At 51.6% G+C, this 12,575-nt stretch carries 6 protein-coding genes; 4 read left to right on the forward strand and 2 right to left on the reverse strand.

Annotated features, from left to right (window positions below):
* Window positions 1-180 precede the first annotated feature (180 nt).
* The gene (locus tag AC5DDB_RS11345) at window positions 181-1,134 is read left to right on the forward strand and encodes a CBS domain-containing protein (RefSeq protein WP_491739840.1); all 954 of its coding nucleotides are present in this window, start codon (window positions 181-183) and stop codon (window positions 1,132-1,134) included.
* A gap of 44 nt (window positions 1,135-1,178) precedes the next feature.
* Here AC5DDB_RS11345 and AC5DDB_RS11350 read toward each other — a convergent pair whose 3' ends face one another.
* A complete protein-coding gene (locus AC5DDB_RS11350; RefSeq protein ID WP_491739841.1) occupies window positions 1,179-4,481 on the reverse strand; it encodes a response regulator in 3,303 nt (1,100 codons plus the stop codon).
* A 13-nt stretch (window positions 4,482-4,494) separates the two neighbouring features.
* Window positions 4,495-6,207: an ABC transporter substrate-binding protein gene (locus AC5DDB_RS11355; protein ID WP_491739842.1), complete on the reverse strand. Its 1,713-nt coding sequence runs from the start codon at window positions 6,205-6,207 to the stop codon at window positions 4,495-4,497.
* Between the two features lie 438 nt (window positions 6,208-6,645).
* Here AC5DDB_RS11355 and AC5DDB_RS11360 point away from each other — a divergent pair, with 438 nt between their 5' ends.
* From AC5DDB_RS11360 to AC5DDB_RS11370, 3 genes are all read left to right on the forward strand, one after another.
* On the forward strand, window positions 6,646-6,840 hold the full coding sequence (locus tag AC5DDB_RS11360; protein ID WP_491739843.1) for a DUF542 domain-containing protein: 195 nt from the start codon (window positions 6,646-6,648) through the stop codon (window positions 6,838-6,840).
* Between the two features lie 1,355 nt (window positions 6,841-8,195).
* Window positions 8,196-9,704 carry a purple acid phosphatase family protein gene (locus tag AC5DDB_RS11365; RefSeq protein WP_491739844.1) on the forward strand — a complete coding sequence of 503 codons (1,509 nt, stop codon included), beginning with the start codon at window positions 8,196-8,198 and terminating at the stop codon, window positions 9,702-9,704.
* 952 nt (window positions 9,705-10,656) lie between these two features.
* The gene (locus AC5DDB_RS11370; protein WP_491739845.1) at window positions 10,657-12,156 is read left to right on the forward strand and encodes a glucan biosynthesis protein; all 1,500 of its coding nucleotides are present in this window, start codon (window positions 10,657-10,659) and stop codon (window positions 12,154-12,156) included.
* The last annotated feature ends 419 nt before the right edge of the window (window positions 12,157-12,575 follow it).

Genomic DNA, 12,575 nt, shown 5'->3' on the forward strand with positions numbered 1-12,575 from the left:
AGGGCAGAGAACGATGTGCTCCGCATTGCCAAAAACTCCGCAAGACTGCGTACAACGCAGCGACGATCGCTTCCCCCGATTTGCTTCAACCGGGCCTTGTCAATCCGAGGAATCCGTCGTTCCCGATGACGTTTCTCGGTCGCTTTGCCAAACCACTCCTTTTTTGGACTGAGGTGCCCTATGGCTATTCTTTCATTGGCAGCTGATTTGATGACGGTCAACTTGAAGACGCTTCGTCCCGATGTGCACGTCTTCCATGGCATTACCGAATTGATTCGTCACAATCTTTCCGGGGCCCCCGTCATTGATGCCAATCGAAACTACCTCGGCGTGTTCTCGGAAAAGTGCTGCATGAGTGTGTTTGCGTTGACGGCGGAGGCATCGGCTGATTCGTCTAACGTTCCCCGTGCACGCGATGTGATGGCAAAACGCCTGGTCACACTTTCGCCGAACGACGATGTTTTTCAAGCGATTGGCGTACTTCTGAAGAACCGGGTTTCGGGAGCGCCGGTTATGGAAGGTCGAGATGGGTTCCTGGGCGTCTTCAGCGAGCGTGACAGCATGCGGGTGGTGATCGACGCCGCCTACGAGCAGTTGCCAACGTCTGAGGTCCGTCGGTACATCAACCGAGATCATGGTCGCGAAATCGACGAGGATTGTTCATTGCGAGAGCTGACAAGAATTTTCCTCGACACGCATTATCGGCGACTCGTCGTCGTACGTGACGGACACGTCGTCGGGCAGATTAGTCGTCGTGATATAATACGTGCCGAACACGAACTGGCTGGCCCCATCGAGGATTGGGAACGACGACTTTTGGCCAATCATGATCAGCTTCAGCTCAGCGATCACGACGGAGGGATTTTGGATAAGTACCCGGAATCGAATCTACTCGCCAATTTCATGGACACGCGGGCCCGGACGGTCACTGAAGATCAAGACCTTTTGAGTATTGCTCAGATCTTCTTGCAAACGAATTATCGACGTCTGCCAGTGCTCAGGGGGGGCAAGCTCGTTGGACAAATCAGCCGTCGGGACGTTCTCCGGGCAGCTTATGGTTCGATGCACTTCTCGGAAGTGAGTGAACCGACACCATTGTTCCTCAGCGCGCTCGGAGACAGTAGCACGAGTTGAAAGTCCGTCGGGCGTGAAATCCCGTACCGCCGTCGGTGGCGTTCCTACTCTCGGTAAAACACTGACAACTGAGTCGCCAACACTTCGACGGCCTCCTGGAGCGTCGCGAACATGGAGGCGGCTTCGGTGAGGGTATCGTTCTTCCCCATTGTCTCCAGTTTCTGGGCCAAATTCACAACCGAAGTCGCCGCGAAAGCGCTCGCGGCTCCTTTCAAGGTATGAGCGGCACGATCGACCGTCGCCGAGTCGCCTTTCAAAATGCCCAGTTGAATTTGATCCATCAATAGCGGGTATTCTTGAAGAAAGGCATCGATGATTTCTTTGATCAACTCAACATCGCCATCAACCGATTCCATTGCCTGAACCCGATCAAACGCAGGCGAACTGAGTTCGGGATTCGAGTTCGCAACTGATGTCGCAGCCGAAGTGGAATAGTCTGCGATGGGACTCGGAAGGGGAGCGTTTCCGCTCGGACTTTGACTCGCAAAACTTTCGACCGTTTCAAAGAGTTCATTCGGTTGAAGCGGTTTCGAGAGATAACCATCCATACCGGCATCGAGACAGCGTTCGCGATCGCCCTTCATGGCGTGTGCCGTCATGGCGATAATTGGGATACGCTGGCCCGATTCCTGTTCGTGTCTTCGGATCGTTTGCGTGGTCTCGAAGCCATCCATCTCCGGCATCTGGACGTCCATGAGAATGATATCGAACTTATGTTTTCCCAACGCATCGAGAGCTTCTTTACCATTCCCCGCAACGACAACATCATGCCCGCGTTTTTCGAGTAGCCTGACGGCAAGTTTCTGATTGACGGCGTTGTCTTCCGCTAAAAGAATTTGCACATTGCGAATGCTGGAATGAAAATGCGGACGATTCTTGCCCGACCTTTGTGTTCGCTCGGCGGGTTCGTGTTCGATTGCGGTGAGAATGGCGTGGAGTAATTCCGATCGCTTGACCGGTTTACTCATGTAGGCGGTCAGTCCTAACTCTCGACAACGCTCGGCGTTTTCATGTCGATCGGCTGAAGACAGCATCATCATCGTCGAGGGGTGAGTGTCCGACCGTTTCAGAATTTCCTCGGCTAACATGAACCCGTCCATTTCGGGCATCATGTTATCCAACAATACAATGCGGAATGGTTCACCGATTGAGCGAGCGTGATCCAACGCCCGCAATGCATTTTGGCCGTTCGAAACCGCAGTTGGCGCAAGTCCCCAATTGGAAAGAATTTCCGAAAGAATCCTGCGGTTGGTCGCGTTGTCATCGACCACGAGCACGCGAAGACCGGCAAGTTCTGACAGCTCACGAGGGATTTGCCGAGGCGGCGGCGATTTGGAAACCCCAAACCAAGCCGTAAAGTGAAATGTGCTACCCTCCCCTTCCACACTTTCCACCCAAATCCTGCCGCCCATCATCTTCACGAGCTGTGACGAAATCGCCAAACCCAATCCTGTGCCTCCATATTTGCGGGTCGTGGATGGGTCGACTTGCGAGAACGCTTGAAACAAGAGGCTGAGTTTCTCCGCGGGAATGCCAATGCCGGTGTCTTTCACACGGAAATGAATACAAACCCCATTTTCGGTTTGCTCTTCTTTCTCGACACGGACCATGACTTCCCCCTCGCCCGTAAACTTGACGGCATTCCCGATCAAGTTGACGATGATCTGGCGGAGTCGTCCGGGATCGCCGATTAGCGAATCTGGAACGTCGGAGAGGACGTGACATGCCAGTTCAAGCCCCTTGGTGTGGGCTCTTAACGCGAGCGCGGTTACCGTGTCGTCCAGATGCTCGCGGAGATTGAAATCGATCGGGTCCAAGTCGAGTTTGCCGGCTTCGATCTTGGAGAAGTCGAGAATATCGTTGATGACCGCCAGCAAATAATCCGCCGACGATTTGACCATCTCGAGAAACTCCCGCTGTTCGTTAGAGAGTTTGGTGTCGAGGGCAAGTTCCGTCATGCCGATGATGCCATTCATCGGTGTGCGGATCTCATGACTCATATTGGCGAGAAATTCGCTTTTGGCTTTGTTGGCGCTTTCGGCGGCTTCCTTCGCCTCGCGGAGTGCCACCTCGGTTCGTTTGCGATCGTCGATATCCGTATGAATTCCGACCCATTCCCGAATGTTGTTGTCTTCACCGAGAATCGGCACAGCGCGAACGAGCATATGTCGATAGGTGGAATCGAATCGACGGAGCCGGTGTTCCACTTCATAAAGTGACCGATTCAAAACAGCATTGGACCAGACGGCCGCGGTGTTAGGGCGATCGTCGGGATGAACCGCGTTCAGCCAACCCCAGCCCTTGAGTTCGTCGAAACTCTGTCCGGTGAACGCACTCCAACCGGGTTGGGCCGACTCGAATTCTCCAGAGGCCGGCGTGTTCCAGACAATTGCGGTGGTCGCCTCGACAAGCGATCGGTAACGTTCTTCCTCGCGTTGGCGTTCGGACGCTTCAAAGAGCAGCGTATCGGTGGCGGTTTGTAGTTCCTCGGTGCGCTCCTCGACACGCTGTTCCAATTGAGCATTCAACTCGCGAACTTCGGCTTCCGCTCGCTGTTGTTGAGCGATGTAAGTCTGAATCCCCGCTGCCATTCGTTCCATGTCACGTGCAAGTTCGCCGAGTTCGTCTTGAGAGTGCACATTGATCGTTGTGATCGGTTCGCGGTTGGCGATGTGAGTCGCTGCGTCTTTGAGAACTTGAATCGGACGGACAATCTTGCGGGCAATCAGGACGCCAATGCTGCCGACGATAATCGTCAAAAGTGCAATCACGGCCCATGAAACCCAAAACACGCGTTCGTATTGCACGGTTGCATCGCGATACGCCAACACCGCATCTTGAATTTTCGTTTGCATCCACTCGTTCAGACGCGTATTGACGTCTTCAAACTGTTCGCGTTCGGCACCGATGGCATTGATGAACGCTTCTTCCCGATACTGCAGCCGAGCCTTTTCAACTGTCAGATCTTTCAAGGCTTCGTAACGTCGCCAGCTTTCTTCGAATCGTCGAAACGCATCCGCTTGTTTGGGATCGTCTTCAGGAACCTCCCAATCTCGTAAGGTTTGGTTGATTTGTTGGGTCAACTCGTCTTGTCGTTCGATGAGGGTATCACGGAACGTGGGGTTCGGTGCCATCACGACGGAAAGTGACAGCTGACGCAACTCGTTCAAAGGATTAGTAATCTGCTGGAAGCCGACCCGAAAGTCTTCCGCCGTCTTATAGACTCGGTTTACCCAGTCGAATGTCGAGGCCGTACTCGAAATTCCATAGAGTCCAAGCCCGACGAAAGCCAACACCGAGGTGCCAACGAGCCACATCAACTTGACCAACACGCCACGTTTCTTCATTTCGGTGTCTCGACTAACGGACATTGATCCGCAGGATTTTCACTGGTTCTTTCAGGGACGTCGGATACGGGGAACCCGTCGGTCTTACAGACCAATGTTGGTTGGTCACTTCAATTTTCCAAAGCGGAATCGAGGCCATCTTGTAAGGGGTGAAGACGACCTCTTTATTCACGGCGAACACCTTGTTCGGTGTCGGCACAAACAGCATGTATGCTTCCTGGTAGGCCCGTTTCATGATTTTCTCGCAGACCGTGGGAAACTCCGGATCGTCCACGGCGACGCGAAACATCTCGTCGATCAGGCGATTCATAATTGGGTCTGGATAGACAGTGCTCCAGACGTTGTTGGTTCGATAAACAAGAAATGCCGAATAGGGGTGATTGAAATACCAGTCGTCGTTGCCCCAAACCAGCAAATCCCAGGCAACTTCGTTCTTGCCGGCGTTGGTTTCGAGCAATGGCTTAAAAACCTCTTTTTCACTTTTTTTGATGAGAATCTCGAGTTCGACTCCGACACGTCCAAGTTGAGTCTCGATTCCTCGCCACAATGGCAGGAACCGATCTTGCGTCAGAACTTTCAACTTCAGACCTTGTAATACCGATTTGAGTCGGGCCTGCGTCTCTTTGTTATAGGGATTATGGTCTTCCGGAACAGGCTGGATTCGCTGGGTCACATCGCGGACGCCAGGAATGTACGGCGAAATCGGCGCAAGACGGCCTTCATCTTCGTAAACGAAATGCAACAAGTTTTGCTGATGCAACGCTTCATTCAACGCCCGGCGGACGGTACGGTCTTGCAGTCGGGGATTTCCGTTGATCAGGTTCATATGAATGGCGATATTGTCCGTCGAGGGGGTGACGACGAGCTTGCTGAACGGTGCAACAATGGTCTCGACCTTATCCTCGGGAGGAATCACCGTGATATCCAATTCGCCTTCCTGGTAGAGCACCTTGTGTTTCGCTTCCAGGGCATCCAGTTCCGTATACACGGTGACTGTTTCGATCTTCGGGTAGTCCGAGTCCCAGTAATACGGGTTCGCTTTGAGGACGGCTTTCGCAGTGTGTCGGTCCCCTTCGATATAGCCTTCTGTCAAAATGTAAGGCCCTAGACCGTATGGACCAGGCATCGACAGATTGGGACAGTTGGCTTTCCCATTCCATCCCCCAGGGTTCTTCTTGAGATATTCCTCGGTGTAGAACTGCATCCAAATGGCGTCGTTCATGAACGAGCCATACTCCTCGGTGAGATGAAAACGCACCGTGTAGTCGTCGATCTTCTCACAAAAGTCGAAAACTTCGTCGATCTTGCTGTATTTGACAGGTGCCTTCTTGAAGTACTCCATATTCAAAAGCACGGAGTCCGCGTTGAAGTCGGTTCCATCTTGGAACTTCACGCCCTGCCGCAACCGGAACTCGTAAGTCGTTTTGTCGATTCGACGATGGTGAACCGCCATGTCATATTCCCACCCCCGGTCATTGTCTGACGGCTTGATCAAAGCTCCGTTGATCGCATGGGACGTGTAGAGATACGGCAAGCTGGGCAGAAAGACTTTGAGGTGCGAGCCTTTCACCATACCGCGAGACACTCGCTGGGGAGCATCGTCGGTACGGAGGTGAACCGGTTGAATCCGGCTGGCCTGTCCAAAGACATTCGGCACTCCAAGCGTGAACGCAAGCCCGCTTGCGAAAAGGAGAACCTGCCAATGCAAGGACCGGACGAAGAACATGACGTAGCCCGACTAACCGACGAGTGTCGTTCCCGGATAGGGAAATGATTCGAGAGATTGATCCGTTCAGGATACCATGACGGGGCCTGGGACTCTCTACCCAATCCAAAAAACTCTCGATCGAGCCAACGCAGTCGACACAACGACTGTTGTCGTGACTTCGTAGAATGTAGAAAGAGACGAACAGCCAAACGTGCAAGAATCGTGAAAGTCCGTTCCCCTCTCGGCTAGTCAGGTTTCGTCGGGCGGTGACGATCGCCACGGTATGGTTCAGAGGTTGGACGTGAGCCATCAAGACAAAGGCCAGGTCACCGCGACACGCTCCCGCTGTTTGCCCGATCCCGTGAGTTCGTGACATTTGTAAGCGCTTCTCGTAAACTCGAAGTGGCGTCGAATTTGTCATGACGTCCCCACGCCGTAATCAAAAACGGAGCACAAATGCATTCGCTGCAACCGGAAGACCCGATCACGGATTGGGTGATCGAAATCCCGGAATCCATTCCCGTCTTCGAGAAATACGGCATCGACTACTGTTGTGGCGGAAAGTCGCTCGGCTACGCTTGCCTGTGTAGCGGACAAGACGTCAACAAAATCATCGCAGAGATACGATCGACGCTCAAAGATTCTATATAAAAGATCACTTATGTCATCGGGAGTTGACATTCAACGCCAGAAAAAGAAGCTCGTCGAAAAACGTGACCGCTTTTTTCTTGGGAAACCTGAATTCAGGACCTCAACGAAATCGATTTAAAGATTTCAACCCCAATAATCTGAATCACATTCTTGCGGTCTGGCGAAAATTCTCTTAAGCGGAAGTGGGCCCCGCGAGTCCGACCTTGATTTGGTGTGTGCGGTTCCGAACCAAACAGCCGATGAAAACGTCGCTGATTCGAAGGAGTGTCACCCCGAGGTGACGGTGTCGTTCATGTTTGACGTTCCCTAGTCATCTGTCCGACTGCAACTTGCCGGTCTCCGCAACTAGCTAGCTCCCTCGACGCATGCTGTAACCTGAGTCGCCGTCTAATGCTAGATACACCTACCCTCCTATCACAACCTTCGCCACATCTGACTGGCACGCACTTTGCCTAGTCGAGCTTTCAAGAACATCAGACTCACAATCAGCGCAGATTGTGGGGGAGGAACAAGGTTAGCCGACGCTCAGAGATCAATCGTTTGAAGCTGTCAGATCTCTCGAAAGATGTTCACGTCGGCGATAGAACACTGAGGTGCTCGATATGCGAATTGTCCCTAAGGTATCATTCAGTTTGGCAATCGTTGGTCTTTTCCTCGCAACGGAAATGGCTAGTGCTGGTCTCACGGGTGACAGTCGATTGCGGCCAGGTAGAGGATTTCACAATCGACCCAATGCAAGTCAACAATACCGTCCAACGCGATGGTGGGGTCGCTCGACACCAAGTCAAACTCAGTACTATGTTCCAAGAGCAACCACGCAGTATCGAACTGTCACTCCTAGCCGCACGGTCTCGCCACAGTATGTCGCTCCACAAGTGATTACTCCTCATTCGAATACCGTGCTCGTACCGAAACCACAACAGTCAGTTCGCTAGTATATTGAACCGAAGTTTATCCAAACCTTTCCTGTCCGCGCCACGGATGGCTAAAACCTCCAACGCGATGATGACATCGATTTAACAGCGTGGTGGTTGACTAACAGAGCACGCTACTAGAAAAAACGGGATGCCTTGCCAATTCGGTGGGGCATCCCGTTTTGTTTTGCGGCGACGTAATCTGACAAGACACGAAAGGTTCAGCCCAGACTCACAATAACTTAAGAACAATGTGTTCTCGACACCCGCGGTCGATCTCGAACAGCCGCGATCGCTTCGTCGTCAAATGACTGATCGAGTTGAAGCCGGCTATTTTTTTCGCGATGTCGGATGAAGATTGAGCTTCAGTTCTATATCCTCACTGGCAGTACAATCGGTCGATTTCGGCCGAACTCAGCTAACCCACGAGGAGTTCTGTCAATGTCACGAATGTTTGTGACGCCTAGTATTCTTTTCGCTGTCGTTCTTGCACTTCCAGTCTGGAGTCTAGCAGCCGATCCGCCGAATCGAGAGTCGGTGCCGCAGGACGGTTACCAAGGCATGATTGTCGAACCAACATTGCCGCTGGCGACGGATGTCCCGGACCGTGTGCTTGTTTCGTGGAACGCCGACCCTGCAAACTCGTTCTCCGTCACATGGCGAAGTCTTGCGGGAACCGAAGCTGTCGCAGAGATTGCCGAGGCCACCGAGGGGCCACAATTCCTCAAGAAGGTTGAGCGAACGAAAGCCGAAACGTCGCCTCTCAAGACCAATCTGGGTGTGGTCCATATGCATGCCGCGACTTTCGATCAACTCAAGCCGGACACGCTCTACACCTATCGAGTTGGTTCGAAACGGACGAAGCCCCTCGATAAATCGTCCGCGAAATCTCAACATCCTGATTCCGCCGACTATGCATGGAGCGAATGGTTTCAAGTCCGAACAACCAAACGATATGACGGCAAGGTCACACCTGCACGGTTTGTGTATGTTGGAGATGCACAGAACGATGTCAAAAGTCTATGGTCGCGTTTGATTCGAGAATCGTTTCGGGATGCACCACGAATGACTTTTATGCTTCACGCTGGTGACCTCGTCAATAAGGGCAATAACGATCAGGAGTGGGGACAATGGTTCCATGCAGGGGATTTCATCTTTGCCACAATCCCGCAAATCGCGGTTCCCGGCAACCATGAGTACGATCAGGATCCCTTTCATTCGGAACACTCTGCAAAGCCAAACGAAAAACATCTCGCTCGACGTTGGTCTCAACGTTTCGAGTTCCCTAAGAATGGCCCTAAAGGGAGTACGGAGAACGTCTTTTATGTTGATGTTCAAGGTATCCGAATCATCGGTCTCGACTCACCCGGCGGCCAAATTGAGTTGCAGGCTCAATGGCTAGAAAGCGTTTTGAAGAACAACCCCAATCGATGGACAGTTGTTTGTCACCATCATCCCATATACTCCACAAGTCGCGGACGAGACAATCCGCAACTACGAAAGTATTGGCAACCCCTGTATGAGAAATATGGAGTCGACCTTGTTCTTCAAGGTCACGACCATAGTTATGGTCGCTCCAGTCCTCTTACGGGTCATTCGCACGAAGAACATGGCCACGAACATGCTCAGTTATCGGAAGCCAACGTTGCGACCGGGTTGCGAGTCGTTGACCCTCAGGGGCCGGTCTATGTGGTTTCGGTCAGCGGTCCGAAAATGTATCCTCTCAAAGACTACCCCAACGATTCTGACCCCTTCAAAAAACACATTGCCAATACGCAGCTCTATCAAGTGATCGATATCAACCACGACACTCTATCCTATGCAGCCAAGACTCCGACCGGGAAAACTGTCGATCATTTTCACATTGTCAAAGACGCGAAGGGAAATTCCACGTTCGTTGATCATCATGATCATGGCGACCATCTCGATGATAAGTCCGCGGAAGAGTAAAAACGGATTCACCTGAAACATGGTTGGCCAATGCACGCGGGCATAGACCCTAAGTGCTCAGTTCCAAACCCACTCGCCGGCATCCAAAGAAGATAATCACGGCAAGCGAAACAGTCGTTGCCGTGATTTCTTTTTAGTCATTTGCCCTTTTAAAACTCAGACTTAAGGGCGAAATGCAAGGCCGCGGAACTCGAGTTGCTTTCTATCTCCGCAACTCTCCGTCGTATCCCACAGATCGGCAGTTTCATAGATCGCGTTCATGCGGTAGCACGATCTGACAGTGTTACAAGCACTCACCGATACGATCGAATTCTGAACTGGTGGCTAGATCAAAGTCGGATCGCGAAACCGATGACATCGATATACAGGTGCTAAGGGGGCCGGCCATTTCGGTTCGTCGCCACTTGTTCGGATAATAGTACGCTATCGAGCGTTCAAGCTTTTGCAGCCCCGCGTTTGCGTGTAGTTGGCTATCGACTTTGAACAAAGCCAGCCAGCTCCGCTCGTTGAGACACTCGACTACCGAGCAAATCACTCGGAAACTGCATGCCAACTGCGCGTTTCTGAATCATTACTGCTTGCTAAAGAAGCATCAATAGTTGCTAGTTTGTTGTTGTGCTTACTGGCGACTAGGGGCTACTGATTCCGGAATGATCGCCCTGGACGAAACGCGATCATACGACGTCGCAGACGTGGTCGAAAGCAAACCAATTTCGCGAGAATGCGCGACCCCAGAATCGGCTTCGATGAATTTTTGCAATGTTTGCCTGCCAAGATTCAGATTGGCCCGATTATTGCGAAATGCTGTCCAGTACATAGACAAGGCCATCTCGTAGAAAAGGGTTCGTTGATGCATTGCTGCCTTGCAAAGTTACAGCTGTCTTGTTTGACCCAATTGATTTTGGGAGTCGGATTGGTCGCCGTTTCAATGTCCTCAGTAAGAGGTGAGAGTATGCCGACGAATAGTTCTCACCAGCTCACTAGTGAATCGGTTCATGATTATCAGACTCTTCAGAAATATGCCTATGCAATTTCGAATCAGCCCTCTGTTCCTTCGCCAGAGCTACCTTCTGATCTGCAAGGTTTGACGTATGACGAATACCGCTTGATGGCCTTTGATCTTTCGAAAGGGATCTGGAAAAACGAGTCGCCATATTGGTTAGAGTTCTTCCATCGTGGATTCGTTCATCAGGACCAAGTCGAAGTCAACACGATCGTCAACAATCAATCAAAGCGGCTACCGTTTTCTAAGGACTACTTTGAGTATCGAGGACAGATGGCAGAGCGAGAGATCCCGGACTCGACTGGGTTTGCAGGGATGCGAGTTGCCGGCTACTTTCCTTTAGATGACGATCCTCAAGAAATGCTGACTTACGTCGGCTCAAGTTATTATCGAGCACGAACTGCTGCGGGGGTATATGGAACGTCGTCGCGGGGACTAGCAGTCAATATCGGTTTGAACAAGGCGGAAGAGTTTCCGGCATTCCGTCAGTTCTGGGTCAGACGTCCGGCGGCAGAGGATCAGAATCTTGAGATCTTAGCTCTCTTAGACGGAGAGTCGGTCACGGGCGCTTATCAAATGACATTGAAACCAGAACCTAAGACAACCCATATCGATGTCAAAGCGACTCTCTACTTTCGCAGTGTTCCGGACAAACTCGGGATTGCACCGCTCACAAGTATGTGGATGTGGGGTGATGGCATTAAACCGCCACCTCTTGATTCACGACCCCATGTCCATGATTCAGACGGCTTGTTAGTGCTCTCTGACGATCAGCATTGGACTTGGCGTGCACTCAATCGTCAAAGTTACCCCTCCTTAACTGCACTGAGCTTTGATCAAGTCCATGGGTTCGGACTAATGCAGCGGGACACAGAGTATTCTCACTATCTCGATGACGAAGCCAAATATCATTTGCGTCCGAGCGTCTGGGTTACACCGACCCGACCGTTCCAGGCTGGGCATATCGAACTGTTAGAGTTGCCGGGAGTCCATGAAGGTATTGACAATATTGCGGCCTATTGGGTCCCGAAAGATGTCACAGTTTCTCAGCCACTTGACCTTGAGTACCGCGTCTCTTTCTTCGCAGGCAATCACCCTCAAGAAGATTGGCTAGCGACGGCTCGTCGAGTGGATGTCTCGAGGACTAGTGAAAATGTTCTTTTGAAAGTGAACTTCGACGGAAATGCGATTCAGCAATTAAGCTTGGAAACACCGTTGGAACTTGACCTAAGCACGGTACGTGGTGAGGTCGTTCAGCAAAGTCTAGTTGCGAACAAAGACGGGTCCCGAACAGCGAAGATTGCTATCCGGCCGACTGAAGATGCCCCTTTCGAAATCCGAGTGACCCTTAAAGACGCCAACCGAACCATAAGCGAAACTTGGAGTTACCTGTGCTCATTAAAAGCTCCCCGTTATCACTTCCCTCAAGTTTACACAAGGATTGAATAATGTTTGACTTCGAAACCTCAGACTACTCAGACTTTCGAGCGGAGCCGTCCAAGTTCCGCTCACGAGCGAACCGAATTCCGAAAGCTTCAATGAACGCTGAAACCGATCGACTACAAAATCATCGACATTTGCCTCGAGTTGTTCCCCCCGAACATCGATCAGCAATGCAACCAACATTGCAGTTTCGGCCCGTACGTTGGTTGCGTCGAGACTTTTGGGTCTCGCAATTTCGACGCATCCGTGTTTCGCAAGCCGACTTGATTCCGAAACTAAAGACGCGGGCCACCTTGAATCACGAAAACGACTGACGGCTGACAAAGAGAACGGGCGTTCTCCGTTTGGTTATATCGCAGATAGCAATTCTCGAAAGCTAGTTCTCTAGATTTACTTATCTTCTTCCCAGCGAGTTTGAAGTCTCC

This window comes from Thalassoroseus sp., assembly GCF_984380535.1.